The organism is Pseudomonas sp. LF-5 (genome assembly GCF_037626295.1).
GTDB lineage: Bacteria > Pseudomonadota > Gammaproteobacteria > Pseudomonadales > Pseudomonadaceae > Aquipseudomonas > Aquipseudomonas monsensis.
This window is the reverse complement of record NZ_JARKMT010000001.1, coordinates 996,825-1,017,466: the sequence shown is the minus strand read 5'-3', so window position 1 is coordinate 1,017,466 and position 20,642 is coordinate 996,825. Positions and strand designations below refer to the sequence as shown.

General features: G+C 58.4%; 24 protein-coding genes. 12 read left to right on the top strand and 12 right to left on the bottom strand.

The genetic code is table 11. The annotated features are described in order from the left end of the window. Nucleotides 1-48 precede the first annotated feature (48 nt). Together acuI and PseuLF5_RS04585 are read left to right on the top strand one after the other, a co-directional pair. The gene (acuI, locus tag PseuLF5_RS04590; protein WP_340133034.1) at nt 49-1,032 is read left to right on the top strand and encodes an acrylyl-CoA reductase (NADPH); all 984 of its coding nucleotides are present in this window, start codon (nt 49-51) and stop codon (nt 1,030-1,032) included. 64 nt (nt 1,033-1,096) lie between these two features. Beyond that, entirely contained in the window at nt 1,097-1,555 is a 459-nt protein-coding gene (locus PseuLF5_RS04585) for a GyrI-like domain-containing protein (protein WP_340133033.1), read from the top strand. On the opposite strand, the gene ada is transcribed toward PseuLF5_RS04585, so the two are convergent. From ada to PseuLF5_RS04560, 5 genes are all read right to left on the bottom strand, one after another. Then, a complete protein-coding gene (gene ada / locus PseuLF5_RS04580; RefSeq protein ID WP_340133032.1) occupies nt 1,552-2,619 on the bottom strand; it encodes a bifunctional DNA-binding transcriptional regulator/O6-methylguanine-DNA methyltransferase Ada in 1,068 nt (355 codons plus the stop codon). The genes PseuLF5_RS04585 and ada overlap by 4 nt on opposite strands. Before the next feature lie 85 nt (nt 2,620-2,704). Beyond that, nucleotides 2,705-3,370 (bottom strand): DNA oxidative demethylase AlkB, encoded by a 666-nt coding sequence (gene alkB, locus PseuLF5_RS04575; protein ID WP_123468375.1) that lies wholly within the window; start codon nt 3,368-3,370, stop codon nt 2,705-2,707. Nucleotides 3,371-3,375: 5 nt separating this feature from the next. Next, nucleotides 3,376-4,086 carry a 2OG-Fe(II) oxygenase gene (locus PseuLF5_RS04570; protein WP_222833013.1) on the bottom strand — a complete coding sequence of 237 codons (711 nt, stop codon included), beginning with the start codon at nt 4,084-4,086 and terminating at the stop codon, nt 3,376-3,378. 93 nt (nt 4,087-4,179) lie between these two features. Continuing rightward, complete coding sequence (locus PseuLF5_RS04565) at nt 4,180-4,356, bottom strand: hypothetical protein (RefSeq protein ID WP_177490491.1); 177 nt, start codon at nt 4,354-4,356, stop codon at nt 4,180-4,182. Between the two features lie 28 nt (nt 4,357-4,384). Beyond that, nucleotides 4,385-4,687 carry a DUF1883 domain-containing protein gene (locus tag PseuLF5_RS04560; RefSeq protein WP_057400164.1) on the bottom strand — a complete coding sequence of 101 codons (303 nt, stop codon included), beginning with the start codon at nt 4,685-4,687 and terminating at the stop codon, nt 4,385-4,387. 210 nt (nt 4,688-4,897) lie between these two features. Here PseuLF5_RS04560 and PseuLF5_RS04555 point away from each other — a divergent pair, with 210 nt between their 5' ends. Together PseuLF5_RS04555 and PseuLF5_RS04550 are read left to right on the top strand one after the other, a co-directional pair. Then, a complete protein-coding gene (locus tag PseuLF5_RS04555; RefSeq protein ID WP_222833012.1) occupies nt 4,898-5,254 on the top strand; it encodes a hypothetical protein in 357 nt (118 codons plus the stop codon). A 71-nt stretch (nt 5,255-5,325) separates the two neighbouring features. Next, nucleotides 5,326-5,556, top strand: a complete 231-nt coding sequence (locus PseuLF5_RS04550; protein ID WP_095187256.1) for a hypothetical protein — start codon at nt 5,326-5,328, stop codon at nt 5,554-5,556. A gap of 3 nt (nt 5,557-5,559) precedes the next feature. Here the strand turns inward: PseuLF5_RS04550 and PseuLF5_RS04545 are convergent, their stop codons facing one another. Together PseuLF5_RS04545 and PseuLF5_RS04540 are read right to left on the bottom strand one after the other, a co-directional pair. Then, entirely contained in the window at nt 5,560-5,841 is a 282-nt protein-coding gene (locus PseuLF5_RS04545; RefSeq protein WP_177490493.1) for a hypothetical protein, read from the bottom strand. Between the two features lie 143 nt (nt 5,842-5,984). Continuing rightward, nucleotides 5,985-6,173, bottom strand: a complete 189-nt coding sequence (locus PseuLF5_RS04540) for a hypothetical protein (protein ID WP_267794972.1) — start codon at nt 6,171-6,173, stop codon at nt 5,985-5,987. A gap of 258 nt (nt 6,174-6,431) precedes the next feature. Between PseuLF5_RS04540 and galU the strand changes: the two genes are divergently transcribed. Both galU and gorA read left to right on the top strand, forming a co-directional pair. Then, nucleotides 6,432-7,271: a UTP--glucose-1-phosphate uridylyltransferase GalU gene (gene galU, locus PseuLF5_RS04535; protein ID WP_007912230.1), complete on the top strand. Its 840-nt coding sequence runs from the start codon at nt 6,432-6,434 to the stop codon at nt 7,269-7,271. Between the two features lie 131 nt (nt 7,272-7,402). Beyond that, the gene (gene gorA, locus PseuLF5_RS04530; protein WP_340133031.1) at nt 7,403-8,761 is read left to right on the top strand and encodes a glutathione-disulfide reductase; all 1,359 of its coding nucleotides are present in this window, start codon (nt 7,403-7,405) and stop codon (nt 8,759-8,761) included. On the opposite strand, the gene PseuLF5_RS04525 is transcribed toward gorA, so the two are convergent. Next, nucleotides 8,758-9,774 (bottom strand): DNA-binding protein, encoded by a 1,017-nt coding sequence (locus PseuLF5_RS04525; RefSeq protein WP_123468390.1) that lies wholly within the window; start codon nt 9,772-9,774, stop codon nt 8,758-8,760. The two genes, gorA and PseuLF5_RS04525, sit on opposite strands and share 4 nt — an antisense overlap. A 176-nt stretch (nt 9,775-9,950) precedes the next feature. Here PseuLF5_RS04525 and PseuLF5_RS04520 point away from each other — a divergent pair, with 176 nt between their 5' ends. From PseuLF5_RS04520 to ahpF, 3 genes are all read left to right on the top strand, one after another. Next, nucleotides 9,951-10,889, top strand: coding sequence for a site-specific integrase (locus PseuLF5_RS04520; protein WP_340133030.1), 939 nt, complete (start codon nt 9,951-9,953; stop codon nt 10,887-10,889). A gap of 137 nt (nt 10,890-11,026) precedes the next feature. Continuing rightward, nucleotides 11,027-11,590, top strand: coding sequence for an alkyl hydroperoxide reductase subunit C (gene ahpC, locus PseuLF5_RS04515; protein ID WP_034154256.1), 564 nt, complete (start codon nt 11,027-11,029; stop codon nt 11,588-11,590). A 132-nt stretch (nt 11,591-11,722) separates the two neighbouring features. Next, nucleotides 11,723-13,285 (top strand): alkyl hydroperoxide reductase subunit F, encoded by a 1,563-nt coding sequence (ahpF, locus tag PseuLF5_RS04510; RefSeq protein ID WP_123468394.1) that lies wholly within the window; start codon nt 11,723-11,725, stop codon nt 13,283-13,285. A gap of 383 nt (nt 13,286-13,668) precedes the next feature. Here ahpF and gloA read toward each other — a convergent pair whose 3' ends face one another. Further along, nucleotides 13,669-14,190: a lactoylglutathione lyase gene (gene gloA, locus PseuLF5_RS04505; protein ID WP_007963339.1), complete on the bottom strand. Its 522-nt coding sequence runs from the start codon at nt 14,188-14,190 to the stop codon at nt 13,669-13,671. Nucleotides 14,191-14,328: 138 nt separating this feature from the next. Here gloA and PseuLF5_RS04500 point away from each other — a divergent pair, with 138 nt between their 5' ends. After that, nucleotides 14,329-14,847, top strand: coding sequence for a DUF4946 domain-containing protein (locus tag PseuLF5_RS04500; RefSeq protein ID WP_322374990.1), 519 nt, complete (start codon nt 14,329-14,331; stop codon nt 14,845-14,847). Nucleotides 14,848-15,066: 219 nt separating this feature from the next. Here the strand turns inward: PseuLF5_RS04500 and PseuLF5_RS04495 are convergent, their stop codons facing one another. From PseuLF5_RS04495 to PseuLF5_RS04485, 3 genes are all read right to left on the bottom strand, one after another. Further along, on the bottom strand, nt 15,067-15,432 hold the full coding sequence (locus tag PseuLF5_RS04495; protein WP_123468398.1) for a histone-like nucleoid-structuring protein, MvaT/MvaU family: 366 nt from the start codon (nt 15,430-15,432) through the stop codon (nt 15,067-15,069). Nucleotides 15,433-15,667: 235 nt separating this feature from the next. Then, nucleotides 15,668-17,203 carry an EAL domain-containing protein gene (locus PseuLF5_RS04490; RefSeq protein WP_340133029.1) on the bottom strand — a complete coding sequence of 512 codons (1,536 nt, stop codon included), beginning with the start codon at nt 17,201-17,203 and terminating at the stop codon, nt 15,668-15,670. Between the two features lie 115 nt (nt 17,204-17,318). After that, a complete protein-coding gene (locus PseuLF5_RS04485; RefSeq protein WP_340133028.1) occupies nt 17,319-18,191 on the bottom strand; it encodes a LysR family transcriptional regulator in 873 nt (290 codons plus the stop codon). Nucleotides 18,192-18,267: 76 nt separating this feature from the next. Here PseuLF5_RS04485 and PseuLF5_RS04480 point away from each other — a divergent pair, with 76 nt between their 5' ends. Beyond that, nucleotides 18,268-19,215 (top strand): DMT family transporter, encoded by a 948-nt coding sequence (locus PseuLF5_RS04480; protein WP_340133027.1) that lies wholly within the window; start codon nt 18,268-18,270, stop codon nt 19,213-19,215. 245 nt (nt 19,216-19,460) lie between these two features. Continuing rightward, nucleotides 19,461-20,537, top strand: coding sequence for a 4-hydroxyphenylpyruvate dioxygenase (gene hppD / locus PseuLF5_RS04475; RefSeq protein ID WP_123468406.1), 1,077 nt, complete (start codon nt 19,461-19,463; stop codon nt 20,535-20,537). Nucleotides 20,538-20,642 lie beyond the last annotated feature (105 nt).

Here is a 20,642-nt window from a genome sequence, read left to right as displayed (position 1 = left end):
TGGTATTTCAAGGCACGCAATCCTTAACCCTGTTCGCGAGAGGTCGCCATGTTCAAAGCCATTCTGATCGACAAAGACGACCGCGGCTATCGCGCCAGCGTGCAAGCGATCAACGAGGACCAGTTACCCGAAGGCGATGTCACCGTACGTGTCGCCTACAGCACACTCAACTTCAAGGATGGCCTGGCGATTACCGGCAGCAGTCCGGTGGTGCGCAAATTTCCGATGGTGCCGGGAATCGATCTGGCCGGTACGGTTGAGGCCAGTGCTCACGCCGATTACGAGGTCGGCGATGCAGTGCTGCTCAACGGCTGGGGCGTCGGTGAAAGTCATTGGGGCGGTCTTGCGCAAAAAGCCCGGTTGCAGGGTGACTGGCTGATTCCGTTGCCCAAGGCTTTTACCCCGGCACAGGCGATGGCCATTGGCACCGCTGGCTACACGGCGATGCTGTGCATCCTCGCGCTGGAGCGCAATGGCGTCACGCCCGATCAGGGCGAGATTCTGGTGACGGGCGCCAATGGCGGCGTGGGCAGTTTTGCCATCGCTCTGCTCAGCAAACTCGGCTACCAGGTGGTGGCATCCACCGGTCGGGTCTCCGAGCATGAGTACCTGAAACAGCTGGGCGCTAGCGAGATCATTGAGCGCGCAACCTTGTCCGAACCCGGCAAACCGCTGGCCAAGGAGCGTTGGGCGGGCGTCATTGATTCGGTTGGCAGCCACACCCTGGCCAACGCCTGCGCCAGCACCCGTGCCGAAGGAACGGTCGCTGCCTGCGGCTTGGCGCAAGGTATGGATTTTCCGGCGTCGGTAGCGCCCTTCATCCTGCGCGGCGTGACGCTGGCCGGCATCAATAGCGTGACTCAGCCCAAGGCGCGCCGCCTGGAAGCCTGGGATCGTCTGGCGAAGGATCTGGACTTCGCGTTGCTGTCGCTGATCAGCCATGAAATCAGCCTGAGCGAAGCGGTCGATGCGGCGCCGACATTGCTCGCTGGACAGTTGCGCGGCAGGGTTGTCGTTGACGTCAATCGCTGACAGAGTTAACGCCATCGCGGCGCTTGCGGACCGTGCTTCAACCAATCAGGGAGTGAGGTTTTCGATGGACTTGAAACGGCAGCAGATCGACGCCTTCACGGTCTCGGGCTTGCGTGTACGCACGGACAATGCAGCAGAGCACAGCACCGAGTCGGCGAAGATCGGCCCGATGTGGGGGCAGTTTTTCGCCAGCGCACTGGCTGAAAGCATTCCCGACCAGCAAGCCGGATCGCCCGTGTATGGCGTGTATTCGGCCTACGAATCGGACGCCTCCGGGGCGTTCGACGTGACCGCGGGCGTGGCTGTCGACAAGCCTGCGGGCGGGTACGAATCGGTCGAGATCGAAGCGGGCGACTATCTGGTGTTCGAGGCGCACGGTCAAATGCCCGACGCGGTGATCTCTACCTGGGGCAAAGTGTGGACGTTCTTTAGTGACAATCCGCAAATCCAGCGTCGCTACGCCACGGACTTCGAGGCCTATACCGGCCCCGAATCCGTGTCGATCCATATCGGCGTTCGCTAAGACTGCGTCTCGCGCTCCAGCAACTGGCGCTTGCGCTCCACGCCCCAGCGATAACCTGACAGATTGCCATCGCTGCGCACCACGCGGTGGCAGGGGATCGCTACCGCCAGACGGTTGGCCCCGCAGGCCTGAGCCACGGCGCGCATGGATGTCGGCGCGCCGATGCGTTGGGCAATGTCGGCGTAGCTGGCCGTGCTGCCGGGCGGAATCTCGCGCAACGCTTGCCAGACGCGCTCTTGAAACGCCGTCCCGCGCACGTCCAGCGGCAAGTCCAGGCCAATGGCCGGCGCTTCGATAAAGCCCACGACCTTGGCGATCAGTTGTTCAAATCCACGGTCGGCGCCGATCAGGTTGGCTTTCTTGAATTGATCCTGCAGATCGCACACCAGTTGATGCGGGTCGTCGCCCAGCAGAATCGCGCAAACCCCGCGTTCGCTTTGCGCGACCAGGATCGCGCCGAGCGAGCATTGGCCCACCGCGAAACGAATGTCGTTGTTCTGGCCGGCTGCACGGTAGTCGCCGGGCTTCATGCCTAACAGATGATCGGCGGCTTCGTAGAAGCGGCTGTTGGAGTTGAAACCGGCGTCATAGAGCGCGTCCGTCACGGAGTCGCCGTCTGCCAGCCGTTCGCGGACCCTGCGCGAACGGTGGGCGGCGGCGTAACCTTTGGGCGTCAGGCCGGTGGCAGCCTTGAACACCCGATGAAAATGAAACGGGCTCAAGCCTGCCGTCTGCGCGAGCTCATTGAGCCGCGGCGGGTTTTCTGCCGTTTCGATCTGTCGACAGGCTTTCGCCACGGTCACAGCGTGTTGCGCTGCGACATCGCTGTGATCCTTGCTGGCCCGTTTGCTCGGCCGGTAGCCTGCCGCTTCAGCCTGTTGCGCATTGTCGAAGAACTCGACGTTCTGCGGTTTCGGCAGCCGTGCCAGGCTGCTGGGGCGGCAGTAGATGCCGGTGGTTTTTACCGCATAGACAAACTGCCCGTCCGCTCGTGGATCGCGAGCGACCACAGCGGCCCAGCGTGGATCGTCCTGGATGTTGAGCGGGGTCGAAAGCATTTTCATGGTGAGTAATCCGTTGACCTGTTTGACTCAGGTTAACCAGCCTCGGCGCGCACGACACTCCGGGCCTTGCGGTCGAATTTTCTGCTTATCGGGCGACCCGAAACGTCAGGTTGATCCGCTGTTCGCCAAGGCGCGGATGCTGACCGTGCCTGATCGGCAATACGCCGTGATACCGCAAGCGGTCGACGCCACCCCAGACCACCATGTCACCGTGCAGCAGTGGAATACGCTGAGTTTTGTCGCTGCGGGAAAAACCGCCGAACAGAAACATCGCCGGCAACCCGAGGGACAGGGAAACGATCGGTGCGGCGTAGTCCTTTTCGTCTTTATCCTGATGTAACGACATCTTGGCACCGGGGATATAGCGGTTGATCAGGCAGGAATCGGCGTTGAAGTCAGAGAATCCGCCGCGTTCGGCGGCCGAGTGCGCCAGCATGGCGAACGATTTCGGCATCGGCGGCCAGGGTAAACCGCTGAGCGGGTCGACGGGCGAGTAACGATAGCCGCTGCGATCGGTGATCCAGCCCCACGCACCGCAACTGCTGGTGCCGACTGACATGCTGAAGCCGCCCGGCGTGACCATGTGACGCAAGGGAGCGGCGACGAGAATGGCGTCCAGCGCCGGCAGCAGGTGGTCGACCACCGGCAAGGCGAAACCGCGCAACACCCATGATTGTTCGCCGATCTGCTCGGCTCGTGGCTGTTGTTCGGGCTCGTGGTCTGCGAACAGATCGAATGTACGGGATGACATGGTCGTCACGTGGCGTCGTGAAAGATGATGCCTAGGGTATGCCTTTTTCCACTGTGCAGGCGACTCACGCCATGACGCAGGGTCACCCGGTAATCGCCGCGCACGCCTTTGACCGGGCGTTGATTGACGGCAAAGATCACGGCATCGCCTTTTTTCAGATCCAGCACCAGCGGACGCGACTGCATGCGCGGGCGTTGTTCGGTGAGGACGAATTCGCCACCGGTAAAATCCTCGCCGGGTTCTGACAGCAGAATCGCCACTTGCAACGGAAACACCCACTCACCGTACACATCCTGGTGCAGGCAGTTGTAGTCCTGCGCACCGTACTGCAATAAGAGCGGAGTAGGGCGCAACTGGCCGGCGGCATGGCAGTGCTGAAGAAATTCGTCGTGACCTGGCGGAAAACGTTCCGGCAGGTTCATTCGCGCGTACCAGCGATTCGCCAACGGCACCAGGCACGGATACAGCGCCGTGCGCAGGCGTTGTATGGGCGCGGGCAGCGGATAACGGAAGTACTTGTATTCGCCGCGACCGAAACCATGGCGAGCCATGATGACCTGGGAGCGGAACGGCCCGGTCTGCGGATAGAGCGCGCTCAGGTGCTCACAGCTTGCGGCCGACAGCAGTGAGCGGATGATGGCGCATCCGTCGCGGTCCAGTTGCTGTTCAAGACCGGCCCAGTCGAGTTCGGCTAAACGGGTGGGTGACATCGACATACTGACTCCTTGACCCAAGGTCGAAGCCGTCAGTCTGGTCAGGTGCGGGCGGCAGAGCACTCCGCCGCTTGCGGTCGAATTCCCGGCGCCGTATTACAGCGCTTTGCTCACGGCGATGTCAGTGATCACATCGTCGCTCTGGCCGTGGATAGCGTCCAGGGCTGCCTTGGCCTCTTCCGCTGTGCCGTTCTGCAGTTGTGCGAACTCGAAGCGGCGTTCGCCGTTGAGTTTGTACTTGATGACGTATTTGGTCGTTTGAGCCACGGTCATGCCTACCTTTCTGAATGGGCGGAGCGTCTCAGCTGAGTTTGGAGCTGGAGCGGCGAATGATTTTGATCGAATGGGTCAGCGTCGGTTTGCGGGTCACGCTGATCGCCCGGCGGTTGACGGTGTCGATGGTGATGTTCCAGAACCCGGTGCTCGGCGCGGTGATACGGGCCGGGAACGTGTCGAAAGCGCCACCGTGATAGGTGTGGCGGCCGCCGTTCTTGAAGCTGCGGAAGTTGGCGTCGTTCATCAGACGGATGTTGCACATTTGCGAGCATTGGATGACGACGATGTCGTCTTCGTTGAGGTGCTCGCGCTGGTGAATAAATTTCATGGGCGCCTCCAGAAGGGCTTTTTCTACTAAATCAAAACGATAGCTTGTCGATGAGCGCAGTTTATCAGCCCGCACGGGTTATTATCCGGCCGTCGGGCGTCGCTTTGACAATTTTGAACAGATATTCGCGATTGGATGCGGGTTAAATGCAGAAGGCCTCGGATAAAAACGGCATTTGTGCTGTCGGACGGTCTTTAATGGAGGTTTTATATGAAGTGGGGTGTGGTGTGTCTGCCATTGGTTCTGTTGGTGAGTGGTTGTGCGAGCGTTTCTGAAATAAACGAAACGCTGCCGACCATGAGCGTGATCTCTGGCAAGAAACCCCAGGAATATGCGCAGTGCCTGTCCGACAAGCTGGCTGACAGCCGCGGCGCGCTGCAAACGCAACCGCACAAGGACGGGGTTCGGGTGATCGTTCCGGGCAAATTGTCCTCGGGTCCGGCCGCTGTGTTTGATATCGAAGACCGCTCCGGCGGCAGCAGTATCAAGCTGCATGAGCGTATGTCCAACGTTCCCATTCGCCCTCGGGATGTGCGCAACGCTGCCAATGCGTGCATTTCCGGCTGATAGACTGTCTGTCATCAGCATCGATGCCGTCACAGTCATGCTGTGACGGCATTTTCATTTCTGGAGTCGCGATGAAGCGAGAGCAAGTACGGGAGCGCCACGTAGAGGGCCTTATCTCTGCCACCCATGTGATTCAGAACCCGGCGAATCCGGGGGAGTGGATCGTGTTTTTCAAGAAGAGCGCCGGGCGCAGTTACTTTCTGGTGGACGAGAACGATGAGGTCGAGTCGTTCAGCCGACTCGACGACCTGATCGAAGTCGTGCGGGGACTCGGGATCAAGTTCGCTGAAATACACATGTAGGGTTTATTTGCAGACCACCACCACGCTGCGGTTCTTGTAGTTGCCGACATCGACGCCGAGCGTCTTGTCGCTTTCCTTCGACGCTGGCGTGCCGTCGGTACCGACGATGCGGTAACCGGTCCCGGCGCAGGACGCGTCAGCCTTTTCGTAGCAGGTGGCCCAGGAGTTGGCTTCGCCGGAGCAATCGATGCTCAGGCCCTGTTCGCCATTGTTCAGGTATGTGGTTTCAGAGGTGGCGCAGCCGCTTAATGCCAATACCGCAACGAGGGGCAGCCATTTGTTCATATTCATGAGTGTGATCTTCGGCGAGGGGGACTAGACGCTCTGACAGCGCCGGCGTGAAAAGGTTATAGCGATTGGCCACTTGTTTGCGTTCGAACAGAAAAAAGCCCTGCGCAATGGCAGGGCTCGGCATTCGCTGCGAGGGCTCAGTCCTCGCTCTTGCCGCGTCGCTTCGGCGCGGGCGGCGTGTAATCGAGTACCGACGCGACTTCGATCGCCATGGCTTCAGTAGGTAACGGCCCGGACACATCTTCGCCATTGGCGGCAGTGATGTGCCATTGGCCATCTTTGCCCTTGTCGACCGTGTACCCATTGATGATTTTTGCTGCGGCCATCTATCTGTCTCGTTCGCTGGTTCAAAGCCGCCATGATACCGGCAAATGCTCGCATTGGGTGACGATGAGCGTATGGTGGAGCGGTTTATCGGTGACTTTGAGCTACGCTGATTTCGCGGTCCGAAGTTGCCGATGGAACTATCGGCGAGAATATTTCTCTATGTTGGCATCGGTTAGCCAGTGCGGGGCATTGTAAGGTGCACGCCGCCTGATTAGACTGCGCCGAAACTCGTACACACAGCCCTTTCAAGGACTTATATGATCAAGAAATGCTTGTTCCCAGCAGCCGGTTACGGTACTCGCTTCCTGCCAGCGACTAAAGCCATGCCTAAAGAAATGCTGCCGGTGGTAAACAAGCCACTGATCCAGTACGGCGTTGAAGAAGCTCTGGACGCTGGCCTGACGGAAATCTCCATTGTTACGGGTCGTGGCAAGCGCGCTCTGGAAGACCACTTCGACATCAGCTACGAGTTGGAAAACCAGATCAAAGGCACCGACAAAGAGAAATACCTGGTCGGCATCCGCAAACTGCTGGATGAGTGCTCGTTCTCCTACACCCGTCAGACCGAAATGAAAGGTCTGGGCCACGCGATCCTGACCGGTCGCCCGCTGATCGGTGACGAACCGTTCGCTGTGGTGTTGGCGGACGACCTGTGCGTCAACCTCGAAGGCGACGGCGTGCTGACCCAGATGGTCAAGCTGTACAAGCAGTTCCGCTGCTCGATCATCGCCATTCAGGAAGTCGATCCGCAGGAAACCAGCAAGTACGGCGTGATCGCCGGCGAGATGATCCGCGACGATATCTACCGCGTTCACAGCATGGTCGAGAAGCCAAAGCCGGAAGACGCACCGTCGAACCTGGCAATCATCGGTCGTTACATCCTGACGCCGGACATCTTTGACCTGATCGAGCAGACCGAGCCAGGCAAGGGTGGCGAAATCCAGATCACCGACGCCCTGATGAAGCAGGCGCAGAACGGTTGCGTGATGGCCTATAAGTTCAAAGGCAAGCGTTTCGACTGCGGTGGCGCTGAAGGCTACATCGAGGCGACCAACTTCTGCTTCGAGAACTTCTACAAGACTGGCAAGGCTTACTGAGTACGCCTGCTTCGTTTGTAAGAAAAAAGCCACCTTCGAGTGGCTTTTTTCATTTTCCGCCCCCATTTACTTGCCAGGACTTGCCCAACGGGTGGCTGCGGGTATGCTGATCGCCTGCCGAGGAGATAGAAATGGCCTACGATTTTGACCTTTATGTGATTGGTGCCGGTTCCGGCGGTGTGCGGGCTGCCCGTTTTGCTGCCGGTTTCGGTGCAAAAGTGGCGGTGGCCGAGAGCCGTTATCTGGGCGGCACCTGTGTCAACGTCGGCTGCGTGCCGAAAAAACTCTTGGTGTACGGCGCGCATTTCGCCGAAGACTTCGAGCAGTCGTCCGGGTTCGGCTGGAGCCTGGGCGAAGCGAGTTTCGATTGGGCGACGCTGATTGCCAACAAGGATCGCGAGATCAACCGCCTCAATGGCATTTACCGCAATCTGCTGGTGAACAGTGGCGTGACCCTGCATGAAGCGCACGCGAAGATCGTCGGCCCGCATGAGGTCGAGGTCAACGGTGAGCGTTTCACTGCGAAAAACATTCTGATCGCCACCGGCGGCTGGCCGCAGATTCCACAGATTCCGGGGCATGAGCACGCCATCAGCTCCAACCAGGCATTCTTCCTCAAGGAGCTTCCGAAACGCGTGCTGGTGGTCGGTGGCGGTTACATCGCGGTCGAGTTTGCCGGGATCTTCCACGGACTTGGGGCGAACACCACCTTGCTGTATCGCGGTGATCTGTTCCTGCGCGGCTTCGACGGTTCGGTGCGCAAGCATCTGCAGGAGGAGCTGACCAAGCGCGGCATGGATCTGCAGTTCAATGCCGACATCGCGCGCATTGACAAGCAGGCCGATGGCAGCTTGAAAGCTACCCTCAAGGATGGTCGAGTGCTGGAGGCGGACTGCGTGTTCTACGCCACTGGCCGGCGTCCGATGCTGGATAACCTGGGCCTGGAAAACACCGATGTGCAGCTCAACGACAAAGGCTTCATTGAGGTCGACGAGCAATACCAGACCAGCGAGCCGTCAATCCTGGCGCTGGGCGATGTGATTGGTCGTGTACAGTTGACCCCGGTGGCATTGGCTGAGGGCATGGCGGTGGCGCGACGTCTGTTCAAGCCTGAGCAATACCGCCCGGTCGATTACAAGATGATCCCGACGGCCGTGTTCAGCCTGCCGAACATCGGCACAGTCGGCTTGACCGAAGAAGAGGCGCGCGAGGCGGGTCACGACGTGGTCATTTACGAAAGCCGTTTCCGTCCGATGAAGTTGACGCTGACCGAGTGTCAGGAGAAGACACTGATGAAGCTGGTGGTCGACGGCAAAACCGATAAAGTCCTCGGTTGCCATATGGTCGGCCCTGACGCCGGAGAGATCGTGCAGGGGCTGGCGATTGCATTGAAGGCTGGTGCCACCAAGCGCGACTTCGACGACACGATCGGGGTTCACCCGACGGCCGCCGAAGAGTTCGTCACAATGCGTACGCCGGTCGGCGCTTAAGCGTTTTTCGGTTTGGCCGGGTCTGGCGCTGCCGCAACGGTGGCTGCCAGACGTTGGCTTTCTTCCAGGCTTGCCTGCACTTTACTCAATTCCTTTTCCAGTGACTGGTTGAGCAGTGCCTGCTCCTCGACGCTCTGTTTGAGTGTCTGGCTTTCCAGCGTCGCTACGCGCAAACGTTCCTGGAGGAGGGTGCGTTCGCTGTCGACGCGGGTCGCTTGCTCAAGCAATTGATCCTGGCGCTGATTGCTCTGCTTGAGCTGATCCTGCAACAAATTCAATTCGCGTTGAGTGCCACGATTTTCCGTGAGCAGGCGTTCGTTGTCGCGATGCAGTTGAGTGATTTCATCCTGGCGGACCAGCGCACTTTGCTGTGCCTGACGTAGTTCGGCCTGAATCTGCTGCACTTGCGCTTCGTGGCGACTTTGTTCCTGCTCGCGCTGCTCTTTGGTGGCGTTGCGGTAGTGCTCCAGTGCGTCGCGGGCGTGCAGGTGCTTTTCTTCAAGCGAGCGGATCTGCTCGTCCTTGTCCTGCAGGCGCAATTCGAAATCGGCCAGTGCCTGATTCAGACCGGCATTACGGGTTTGTTCGGTTTGCAACATGGAGCGGGTGTTGCTCAGTGCTTCGGACTCACGCTCCAGCGCGGCGCCTTGAATGTCGTGCTCGTGCTCGAGCTTTTCCAGGGCCTGGCGGGTTTGCTTCAGTTCCGACTCCAGGGCTTCGCGTTGCGCTTCGAACTGCTCGCGTGCCTGCTCGATCGGCTCTTGCGCCTGTTCTTTCAGGCGTTGAGCGAGGCGCGAGACCAGTGCGGTCAGCTCGTCATCAATCGGTTCGGCCGAGGCTTCGATTGGCTGGGCGCCGTCATCCAGTTCCTTCAGGTAGCGATGGATCGTGGTTTTCGAGCCGGTATTACCCATTTCGATGCGTACTGCATCAATGCTTGGGTGTTCGCCGCGGGCCAGAATCGCGGTGCGCGCAATCTGAACCAGCGCTTTGGTAATGCCGCCACGGGCCATGAGAACTCCTACGGTTACGTACTGTGGTACATGCCACTAAAGTACGCAGTGTACCATTCAAAAAATAAAGTTAAACCTTTGATATTAAAGACACGGGATATACTGGTATTACCCAGTGTCAGGTGATTAAATCCGTTTTTTGATCCTTGAATCAGTACGCCTGCGAGAAACTGCCCATGAGCGATATGGATCGCTATCTGCAAGCCGCTACCCGCGACAACACCCGACGCAGCTATCGCGCGGCCATCGAGCATTTCGAAGTGACGTGGGGAGGTTTCCTGCCAGCCACGGCAGACAGCGTGGCGCGTTATCTCGTCGAACATGCAGGCGTGCTGTCGATCAACACGCTCAAGCTGCGTCTGTCGGCGCTGGCGCAGTGGCACAACAGTCAGGGGTTTGCCGATCCGACCAAAGCGCCGGTGGTGCGCAAGGTGTTCAAGGGTATTCGGGCATTGCATCCGGCGCAGGAAAAGCAAGCCGAACCCTTGCAATTGCGCGATCTGGAACGCGTCGTCGCCTGGCTGGAGCAAGAGGCGCTGACGGCGAAGCAGCAACAGGATCGTCCAGCGCTGCTCAAGGCTTACCGCGATCGGGCGCTGATTCTGCTCGGCTTCTGGCGCGGCTTTCGCAGTGATGAGCTATGCCGCTTGCAGATCGAGCATGTGCAGGCCAACGCCGGCACTGGCATCACCTTGTATCTGCCGCGCAGCAAGGGTGATCGGGAAAACCTTGGACAGACGTATCAAGCGCCGGCACTGCTGAAACTGTGTCCGGTTCAGGCCTATATCGACTGGCTGACCGAAGCCGCTCTGGTACGTGGCCCGGTTTTCCGCAGCATTGACCGCTGGGGCAACCTGAGCGACGAGGGCTTGCACGCCAACAGCATCATTCCGCTGCTGCGTCAGGCGCTGGAGCGTGCCGGTATTGCGGCAGAAAACTACACCAGCCATTCGCTGCGTCGAGGCTTTGCCACGTGGGCCCATCAAAGCGGCTGGGACTTGAAGTCGTTGATGAGTTACGTCGGCTGGAAGGATATGAAGTCCGCGATGCGCTATGTTGAAGCAAGCCCATTCCAGGGGATGGCTCGGATTACGGAAAAGCCGGCTTCGTCGTAGATATCGTTTTCTTCTATTAATACAGTCAGCTAATAGCGAAAACAAATCAGCAGCATCAGGTTTGCCAATGAGCCATCCGTCGAGTGAGTGGGTAGGATTCACCCCATCAACTTCACAACCCTGACGGAGAGTCATCAATGCCTATCATCAACAGCCAAGTAAAACCGTTCAAAGCTACCGCGTTCAAAAACGGCGACTTCGTTCAAGTCTCGGACGCTGACCTGAAAGGCAAGTGGTCGGTTGTATTCTTCTACCCAGCCGACTTCACCTTCGTTTGCCCGACCGAGCTGGAAGACTTGGCTGACAACTACGCTGCCTTCCAGAAACTGGGCGTAGAGATCTACAGCGTTTCCACCGACACCCATTTTGCCCACGCTGCCTGGCACAACACTTCGCCAGCCATCGGCAAAATCGAATACACCATGATCGGCGACCCGACCCACGCCATCTCCCGCAACTTCGACGTGCTGATCGAAGAAGCTGGCCTGGCTGACCGTGGCACCTTCGTGATCAACCCTGAAGGCCAGATCAAAATCGTTGAACTGAACGATGGCGGCGTTGGCCGTGACGCTTCCGAGCTGCTGCGCAAGATCAAGGCTGCTCAATACGTTGCTGCTCACCCTGGCGAAGTTTGCCCAGCCAAGTGGAAAGAAGGCGAGGCCACTCTGGCTCCGTCCCTGGACCTGGTCGGCAAGATCTAAGTCTGTGAGACACGCAACACAGGGCGGAACTCCGCACCTACTTCAGTAAGCTGCACCGCCCAATAAAAAAGCCCGGGCGAGATTCGCTCGGGCTTTTTTTCGCCTCGAATAAAGACACAGGAGATCGCCCGTATGTTGGACGCCAATCTTAAAGCCCAGTTGAAATCGTACCTGGAACGGGTCACCCAGCCGATCGAGATCGTTGCTTCCCTCGACGACGGTGCGAAATCCCGGGAAATGCATGACCTGCTCAAAGACGTTGTCAGTCTGTCGAGCCAGATTACCCTGATCGACAACGGTGATGATGCCCGCAAGCCATCGTTCTCGATCAACCGTCCGGGCGCCGACATCAGTCTGCGGTTCGCCGGTATCCCGATGGGCCACGAATTTACTTCCCTGGTGCTGGCCCTGCTGCAAGTCGGTGGTCACCCATCGAAAGCCAGCGTTGAAGTGATCGAGCAGATCCGCTCGCTCAAAGGCGAGTTCAGCTTTGAGACCTATTTCTCGCTGTCCTGCCAGAACTGCCCGGACGTGGTCCAGGCACTGAACCTGATGGCCGTGCTCAACCCGAACATTCGCCACGTCGCCATCGACGGCGCGCTGTTCCAGGACGAAGTCAATGATCGCAAGATCATGGCGGTGCCGAGCATCTACCTCAATGGTGAGAACTTCGGTCAGGGCCGCATGGGCCTGGAAGAAATCCTCGCCAAGCTCGACACCGGCGCCATCGAGCGTCAGGCCGAGAAAATCAGCGCCAAAGAAGCCTTTGACGTGCTGGTGGTCGGCGGTGGCCCAGCCGGTGCCTCGGCGGCGATCTACGCTGCGCGTAAAGGCATCCGCACCGGTGTCGCAGCCGAGCGCTTTGGCGGCCAGGTGCTGGACACGATGGCCATCGAGAACTTCATTTCCGTACAGGAAACCGAAGGCCCGAAACTGGCGACTGCGCTGGAAGAACACGTCAAGCAATACGACGTCGACATCATGAACCTGCAACGCGCCGACAAGCTGATTCCCGGCAAGAACGGCGAGCTGCATGAAGTTCACTTCGCCAGTGGCGCGACGCTCAAAGCCAAGAGTGTGATTCTGGCGACCGGTGCACGCTGGCGCGAAATGAACGTGCCGGGTGAGCAGGAGTACCGCAACAAAGGCGTGGCGTACTGCCCGCACTGCGATGGCCCGCTGTTCAAAGGCAAGCGTGTTGCGGTGATTGGTGGCGGTAACTCCGGCGTCGAAGCGGCGATCGACCTGGCCGGTATCGTGGCCCACGTCACCTTGCTGGAGTTTGATGTAAAACTGCGGGCCGACGCTGTGCTGCAACGCAAGCTGCACAGTCTGCCGAACGTCACCGTGATCACCAGCGCACAAACCACTGAAGTCACCGGTAATGGCGAGAAGGTCAACGGTCTGCGTTACAAGGATCGCAACAGCGATGAACTGCGTACCGTCGAGCTGGAAGGGATCTTTGTCCAGATCGGTCTGTTACCCAATACTGACTGGCTCAAAGGCACCATCGAGCTGTCGCCACGTGGCGAGATCATTGTCGACAACCGTGGTGAGACGTCGATCCCGGGCATCTTCGCTGCCGGCGACGTAACGACTGTGCCGTACAAGCAGATCGTGATTGCGGTGGGCGAGGGCGCGAAGGCTTCGTTGAGTGCCTTCGATCACTTGATCCGTACTTCGGCTCCGGCGTAACTGCCAGGCCATAAATGAAAAAACCCGTGAGAGATCACGGGTTTTTTATTGGGCGTGAAATCTTGCCCCTCACCCCAGCCCTCTCCCGAAGGAGAGGGAGCTGACCGAGGTGTCTGGCGTTGTCCGTCGACCTGAACGATCCAGTCGATTATGGATTCAGCGCCAATCTTTCAAGTCGGCGTAATTCTCCAATATCCCCCAATCAGTTCCCTCTCCCTCCAGGAGAGGGAGCCGACCGAGGTACCTGAGATTGTCCATCGACCTGAAAGATCCAGTCGATTATGGATTCAGCGCCAGTCTTTCAAGTCGGCGTAACTCTCCAATATCCCCCAATCAGTTCCCTCTCCCTCCGGGAGAGGGTTAGGGTGAGGGATTTTTCAGCTTTACAGCGGCGCAGGCTGAATGATCTCGACCCAGTAGCCGTCCGGGTCCTTGATGAACGCCAGGCTCTTCATGCGGCCATCGGTCAGGCGCTTCTGGAAGTCGCAGCCCAGTTCTTCGAAGCGCGCGCACGCGGCCACGATGTCCGGCACCGAGATGCAGATGTGGCCAAAACCGCGCGGGTCGGTATTGCCGTTGTGATAGGCGAAGTCAGCATCGTTTTCGGTGCCGTGGTTGTGGGTCAGTTCCAGAATCCCCGGAATCGACTTCATCCACTCGGTGCGCGCAGCGGCGTCGGCCGGGATCTGCGCCTTGTCGACCAGTGCGAGGAAGTACAGGCTGAACTCGGCTTCCGGGAAGTCACGCTTTTCGACCAGCGAGAAACCCAGCACGCGGGTGTAAAAATCCAGGGACTTCGTGATGTCTTTCACACGCAGCATGGTGTGGTTGAACACGAAGTTGCGGGTTGCGCTGTCTGGCGTGGCGGTAACGCCGGGGAAAGTGTTCAGTTCGTGCAGGCTCATGGGCCCTCCAATAACTATGGGCGAGTGATGGGCGCAATGATACGCATGCCTTGCGGCATCGCCAAATGAAAGGGCAGGCTTGCCCTGCGCGCGGGCGGGGCTCAGACTTTGCCGCTCAATCTGCGAGTGCGCCCGGCAATGATCCGACTGTTCAAAACCCTGTTTGTTTTTTCTGTGTTCTCGCTGCAGGCGGTTTGCGCGCAGGCGGACGAGCCGAGTGTCACCTGGCCAGCAGGCTGGGAAGTCGAAGCGCTACCGGACAGCGCCCCTCAGGTTTCTCGTCAGCGGGCGGTGAAAAACGATGCCGATGGCAATCAGGTGATGGTGATGGAGTTGACCATGACGCAGGTGGAAGCGGGGCATCAGGTGAATCTGCAGGGGGTATTGCTGGAGATGCGCAAGTCGATTCAAAAGGACTTTTTCCAAAGCGGCTACCAAAGTGTCTGCAACAAGGTGCACGCCGCGATGCTTGGCTCTTTATCGGCGCTGGAAACGACTTGCACGGTCACCGAAAACGGTCGACATGTGTTGTCGCAAACACTGGTGGCGGCGCTCGATGCTGATAAGGCTTATGTTCTTTCCTACGCGGGGCAGGCGCAGGTTTATAAGGACAGCGCAGACGAAATAGTCGCGGTGCGAAACAGCTTGAAACTTTAAGCGTCTGTTCTAGTGGCGGGCTCGATTAGATACCCGAACGGATTAAGCACAAAGTTTGTACGCCAGTCTCGGTAGCAACATTGCGCAGCAAATTTTTTTGCGTTCTGGCTCACGGGTGTTACACGAAAATCACAACTTGCTCGATGAAATTCATTTCATTTGTTAGATATTGTCAATAAAAAAGCCCCGCACGATGCGGGGCTTTTTGTTGAAGCGCGATTAACCGCGCAACCAGGAATCAACGGTAGCTGCACCGTATTGTTCCTTCCAGGCTTTCAGGCCACGGTGGTTGCCACCTTTGGTTTCGATCAGTTCGCCAGTGTGCGGGTTCTGATAAACCTTGACCACGCGAGCGCGGCGGGTTTTAGGGGCCGCAGACACTTGCAGACCGGATTTTGCCGGATTCGGATCGAGGATGGCGATGATGTCTTTCAGGCCTTTGCCATAGGTTTTCATCAGCCCCTGGAGCTTTTCTTCGAATTCGATTTCTTTCTTGAGCCCGGCATCGTTCTTCAGCGATTCCAGCTGCTTGAGCTGTTCCTGAAGGGCCTTTTCAGCTGCACGAAATTCAGCGAGTCTGGACAATATCTTTACTCCAATAGTGTGTTTGGCTGATACCAACCGCAAACAAAGCTATAAGCCAAGAGCCTTGAAGCGACTCGGTGATAATTGGCTCACCTGCCAGTCTTGCAACAGGCATGAAAAATTGTAGTAGTTAATGAGCCAAGAGTAAATCCTGACTTTTTCCTCATGTAACAATCACAGTCTTTTGTATCAATTTGGTGCGTCGTGGTGATGCGCTCTGCAAGATTTCATTTAGTTAATGGTGACTTAATGCACTGATGAAGTCTGCCGCAGCCATCGGCTTGCCGAACAGATAACCTTGCAGGAAGTTGACGTTATGGGCGGTCAGATAATCGGCCTGTGCCTGGGTTTCGACACCTTCGGCAACAATACCCAAGTCCAGCTTGGCCGAGAGTTCGATAATGGTGTCCAGAATGTGCCGGGACAGTGCGTCAACACCGATCATGGCGACGAAACTCTGGTCGATCTTCAGGAAATCGACATTGAACTTGCGCAGGTAACCGAGGCTGGAATGCCCGGTGCCGAAATCGTCGATGGCAATCATTACACCCAGCTCATGCAGCTGCGCGAACAACTGTCGAGTGATGTCGGTCGGCTCGATCAGCTGGCGCTCGGTCAACTCCAGCACCAGATTGATACTGCCCGGCGTGAATGCCGCCAGCAGTTTGCGGCAATCGTCCACCAGTGCAAGATCCTGACAGTGGCTGGCGGTGATGTTGATGCCGAGGTGGAAGGGGGTGACGAATGTCGCCGACAGAGGCCCGAGGAGGGTGGCGGTTTGCTGCATCAGGGCGCGGGTCATTGGCACGATCAGGCCGGAGTGCTCGGCGAACGGAATGAACAGGTCCGGACGGACCAGCCCCTCTTTCGGGTGGTTCCAGCGCATCAGCACCTCAGCGCCTGACCACCTTTTGCTGTCGCCATGCACCACGGGCTGAAAATAGGGAATGAATTCGCCAGCCTCCAGCGCGCGGAGCATTTCATGGCTCGGCGACGTCGAGCGTTTTTGCAGGACATGCCCGATCGCCGCCGACACCACACCAAAAAACATCAACAGACTGAACAATGGCGGGTATTCATCGGCCATGTACCGCCAGGTTTCGCCTTGGGCAAAACCGGCAGCGACACTGAACGCATAATGCGAAGAATCCAGCTTGCTTTGCGCCACCGGGAGCGTCGGCAACCGGCCTTGATGCACGGTGCCGTCGGCGGACAGCCAGTTGTTACCCACTTGCAGGAGCAACAGTGTGTCCCGGCCAATCAAACGCAAGATGTTGCTCAGGTGATAACCATCCAGTGTCGTCAGCGCACCACCGCGTCCGTCACTGAGGCGATACACCAGCAACGCGGTGTTGGGCGTTACCGGATTGCCGTTCATCAACCACAGCTTGCCCTGAGTGTAATCACCGGCATTGACGGCTTCCTTGAAATCGCCGAACAACGAGCTGCAATAGAGATTGTCGTCCCACACCAGGTTGGTCGAGCGTACGAACGGGCGGCGGGTGACCTGTTCGCGCAGGGCGAGCTTGACCTCTTCGCAGGTTTTGCCGGCCAGTGGCAGTAATTCCCGGGCAGCTTGCGCGGTGTTGTCGAGCATCAGTTCGAACTGGCGCAGTGCTTCCTCGGCCGTTTGCAGGGCGCTCTGCTGCAAGGTGCGTTCAGCCTGGATGTAAAGAATCGCACTGCCCAGCACGACGGGGAGCAAACCGCTGAGCAGCGTCACGATAATACGGATGCTGCGTTTGCGGCGGGGTCTGACGGTTAAAGGCATGGGCGCATCCTGTCGCGAAAAAGTAGGGCTCTCGAACGCTGGCCGGGCAGGGGCGCGACGCTGAAAAACACGTCAGCCAGAAGGGATGATAGATGGCCGGTGACGCTTGTGCCGCTCATCGAGGATGTAGATGCGTGGCCAGTTCGATAAACGCCAGCGCTGCCGGTGAAGCCTGGCGTTGGTCAAGTACGGCGAGCCCCACCTGGCGCTGAACCCTGGGCGACAGCGCGATCTTCACGTAGCCAGGCTCAGGCGTATCCGGCAAGGAGCTTTCGGCGACGACGGTGATCGCGTCACCACGGCTGACCGTGTCGAGGGTGCTGAGCAACTGCGAGCAACGGTAGCGAATATTCGGCTGCAGTCGCGCCGCGTTGAACAGCCGCGAAACCAGTTCCGAAGAACCGGCCTCCGTCAGCACAAACGGATCGTCACACAGCGCTTTCAGGCTCAGCGCCGAGCGCTTGCCCAACGGATGATCACCAGGCAGCAGGGCGACCATTTGATCTTCGATCAAGGCGAAGGTATCGAAGCGCTCTTGCGGCAGCACCACAAAGCCGAGGTCGATGCGCCGCTCTTCGAGCCATTGAATCACTTGCCGGTCGGGCCCTTCATCAATGTGCACCTCGATACCCGGATGCGCCTGTCGATAGTGGCGGAGGATTTCCGGCAGCAACTTGATCGAAGACGTCGGCCCGAATGAACCGATGCGCAATGTGCCGCGCTTCATGCCGCGGGCATCGGCGGCCTCCTGACGCAGCGTATTGGCCAGCCCGAGCATCGCCCGTGCCCGCAGCAACAGATGCTCGCCGATGTCGCTGAGTTCCACCTGCGATTGATGCCGGCGCAGCAGCTCAACACCGAGTTCCTGCTCCAGGGATTTGATCGCGTGGGACACCGCAGACTGGGAAATCCCCAAACGATGCGCGGCGAGGGTGAAACCGCGCAGCTCGGCCACCAGCGAGAAAATCTCCAGTTGTGTGAGGGTCATGAGTGATTACTCATTTTACGATGATCAGGAATGAGGTGAATGATACGCCATCTCCTGGTTTTGCTTTGGAAGTGTCATGGCCAATCTCGCGCAGACTCATTCGCAATCTTCTGAAATACCGGTCTACCTGACGTTGGCGGCGGTCACGATGGTTTGGGGCGGCACGTTTGTCGCCGGGCGTTTTCTGGCGGGCGGGCTCAGCCCGATATTCGCCGCAAGTCTGCGGTTCCTGTTGGCCAGCGCTGCACTGCTGGGATTCCTCTGCCTGGCGCGTGTTCCTCTGGCGCGGCCGACTCCTGCGCAATGGTTGCAACTGACGCTCCTGGGGTTGTTCGGGATTTTCTTTTACAACCTGTGCTTCTTTTATGGCCTGCAGTACATCAACGCGTCGCGGGCGTCATTGATCGTTGCGTTGAATCCGGCGGTCATCGGCGTCGCTTCCTGGCTCTTATTCAAGGAGCGGCTGGGGCGATCGAAGGTGTTGGGTATTGCGATCTGCATTGCCGGTGCCGGCGTGGTGATCGTCAGCCGTAACCCGGCGTTACTGATGGCGACGCCCGATGCGTGGAAGGGCGATCTGCTGATTTTCGGCTGTGTCGTGGGCTGGGGCGTGTATTCGCTGTTCTCGCGCCGCCTCAATCAAAGCCTCGGACCGCTGCAGACCGTGACGTATTCGATCCTGATCGGCACGTTCATGTTGTGGACGTTGGCCGCCGTGCGTGGAGAGTTGAGCTGGACGGCGTTGAGCGATCTCGGTACGCCACAGTGGCTTAGCCTGATCTATCTGGGGGTGTTTGGTTCGGCGCTGGCCTACATCGGTTATTACGACGGCATCCGCAAGATCGGCGCGACTCGCTCCGGCGTGTTCATTGCTCTGAACCCGCTGACGGCGGTAATACTGGGGGCGCTGCTGCTCGGCGAGCAACTGACGCCGCCAATGTACGTGGGCGCAGTGCTGATTCTGGCGGGCATTTACCTGTGCAACAAACCGCTTGCACCGGGCGCAAAAAGGCGGATTTTATAGGGAGGGCAGACAACCCTATTTACGCTGTGTAGAATCGGTTTACGCATACAATAATAATCGTCTTCTGGCAGCAGAAGCCTCGCCCGCAAGAGCCTTGGGTCGACAATGAAGATATTCGGGTTTCAACTGATCTACGGTGACTTCCTCGCCCGCAGCGTGCGAGGCATCTCCTGTGCACCTCCCGGCGGTCTCAGCATTACTGACAAATAACCCTGGTTAATTGATAAGAATGATGAGGCGTCACCATGACCGATTTATACGAAAACCCAATGGGCCTGATGGGCTTCGAGTTCATCGAGTTCGCATCGCCGACCCCTGGCACCCTGGAGCCGATCTTCGAGATCATGGGCTTCACCAAAGTCGCGACCCACCGTTCCAAGAACGTGCACCTGTACCGTCAGGGCGCGATCAACCTGATCCTCAACAACGAACCGCACAGCGTCGCTTCCTACTTCGCCGCCGAACACGGCCCGTCCGTTTGCGGCATGGCGTTCCGCGTCAAGGATTCGCAGAAAGCCTATAGCCGTGCACTGGAACTCGGCGCCCAGCCGATCCACATCGAAACCGGTCCGATGGAACTGAACCTGCCGGCGATCAAAGGCATTGGCGGCGCGCCGCTGTACCTGATCGACCGTTTCGGCGAGGGCAGCTCGATCTATGACATCGACTTCGTGTTCATCGAAGGTGTGGACCGCAATCCGGTCGGCGCCGGCCTGAAAATCATCGACCACCTGACCCACAACGTGTATCGCGGCCGCATGGCTTACTGGGCCAACTTCTACGAGAAGCTGTTCAACTTCCGCGAGATCCGCTACTTCGACATCAAGGGCGAATACACCGGCCTGACTTCGAAAGCGATGACCGCACCGGACGGCATGATCCGTATCCCGCTCAACGAGGAATCGTCCAAGGGTGCCGGGCAGATCGAAGAGTTCCTGATGCAGTTCAACGGCGAGGGCATTCAGCACGTCGCGTTCCTCACCGACGACCTGATCAAGACCTGGGACGCGCTGAAGAAGATCGGCATGCGCTTCATGACCGCGCCGCCGGACACCTACTACGAAATGCTCGAAGGCCGTCTGCCGAACCACGGCGAGCCGGTCGATCAACTGCAATCGCGCGGTATTCTGCTCGATGGTGCTTCTGAGCAGGGCGACAAGCGCTTGCTGCTGCAGATCTTCTCGGAAACCCTGATGGGCCCGGTGTTCTTCGAATTCATCCAGCGTAAAGGCGACGATGGTTTCGGTGAGGGCAACTTCAAGGCGCTGTTCGAGTCGATCGAGCGGGATCAGGTGCGTCGCGGTGTGCTCGCTACCGAATAATCCGTAACACCGCTAAAAACTGTGGGAGCCCGCCTGCTGGCGATAGCGTCTTCAGATTCAACGTTGATGTTGACTGACAGATTGCAATCGCCAGCAGGCTGGCTC

Coding starts and splice junctions, on each gene's coding strand:
- acuI (WP_340133034.1), top strand. CDS start 49: ATGTTCAAAGCCATTCTGATCGACAAAGACGACCGCGGCTATCGCGCC.
- PseuLF5_RS04585 (WP_340133033.1), top strand. CDS start 1,097: ATGGACTTGAAACGGCAGCAGATCGACGCCTTCACGGTCTCGGGCTTG.
- ada (WP_340133032.1), bottom strand. CDS start 2,619: ATGAAAATGCTTTCGACCCCGCTCAACATCCAGGACGATCCACGCTGG.
- alkB (WP_123468375.1), bottom strand. CDS start 3,370: ATGTCATCCCGTACATTCGATCTGTTCGCAGACCACGAGCCCGAACAA.
- PseuLF5_RS04570 (WP_222833013.1), bottom strand. CDS start 4,086: ATGTCGATGTCACCCACCCGTTTAGCCGAACTCGACTGGGCCGGTCTT.
- PseuLF5_RS04565 (WP_177490491.1), bottom strand. CDS start 4,356: ATGACCGTGGCTCAAACGACCAAATACGTCATCAAGTACAAACTCAAC.
- PseuLF5_RS04560 (WP_057400164.1), bottom strand. CDS start 4,687: ATGAAATTTATTCACCAGCGCGAGCACCTCAACGAAGACGACATCGTC.
- PseuLF5_RS04555 (WP_222833012.1), top strand. CDS start 4,898: ATGAAGTGGGGTGTGGTGTGTCTGCCATTGGTTCTGTTGGTGAGTGGT.
- PseuLF5_RS04550 (WP_095187256.1), top strand. CDS start 5,326: ATGAAGCGAGAGCAAGTACGGGAGCGCCACGTAGAGGGCCTTATCTCT.
- PseuLF5_RS04545 (WP_177490493.1), bottom strand. CDS start 5,841: ATGAACAAATGGCTGCCCCTCGTTGCGGTATTGGCATTAAGCGGCTGC.
- PseuLF5_RS04540 (WP_267794972.1), bottom strand. CDS start 6,173: ATGGCCGCAGCAAAAATCATCAATGGGTACACGGTCGACAAGGGCAAA.
- galU (WP_007912230.1), top strand. CDS start 6,432: ATGATCAAGAAATGCTTGTTCCCAGCAGCCGGTTACGGTACTCGCTTC.
- gorA (WP_340133031.1), top strand. CDS start 7,403: ATGGCCTACGATTTTGACCTTTATGTGATTGGTGCCGGTTCCGGCGGT.
- PseuLF5_RS04525 (WP_123468390.1), bottom strand. CDS start 9,774: ATGGCCCGTGGCGGCATTACCAAAGCGCTGGTTCAGATTGCGCGCACC.
- PseuLF5_RS04520 (WP_340133030.1), top strand. CDS start 9,951: ATGAGCGATATGGATCGCTATCTGCAAGCCGCTACCCGCGACAACACC.
- ahpC (WP_034154256.1), top strand. CDS start 11,027: ATGCCTATCATCAACAGCCAAGTAAAACCGTTCAAAGCTACCGCGTTC.
- ahpF (WP_123468394.1), top strand. CDS start 11,723: ATGTTGGACGCCAATCTTAAAGCCCAGTTGAAATCGTACCTGGAACGG.
- gloA (WP_007963339.1), bottom strand. CDS start 14,190: ATGAGCCTGCACGAACTGAACACTTTCCCCGGCGTTACCGCCACGCCA.
- PseuLF5_RS04500 (WP_322374990.1), top strand. CDS start 14,329: ATGATCCGACTGTTCAAAACCCTGTTTGTTTTTTCTGTGTTCTCGCTG.
- PseuLF5_RS04490 (WP_340133029.1), bottom strand. CDS start 17,203: ATGCCTTTAACCGTCAGACCCCGCCGCAAACGCAGCATCCGTATTATC.
- PseuLF5_RS04485 (WP_340133028.1), bottom strand. CDS start 18,191: ATGACCCTCACACAACTGGAGATTTTCTCGCTGGTGGCCGAGCTGCGC.
- PseuLF5_RS04480 (WP_340133027.1), top strand. CDS start 18,268: ATGGCCAATCTCGCGCAGACTCATTCGCAATCTTCTGAAATACCGGTC.
- hppD (WP_123468406.1), top strand. CDS start 19,461: ATGACCGATTTATACGAAAACCCAATGGGCCTGATGGGCTTCGAGTTC.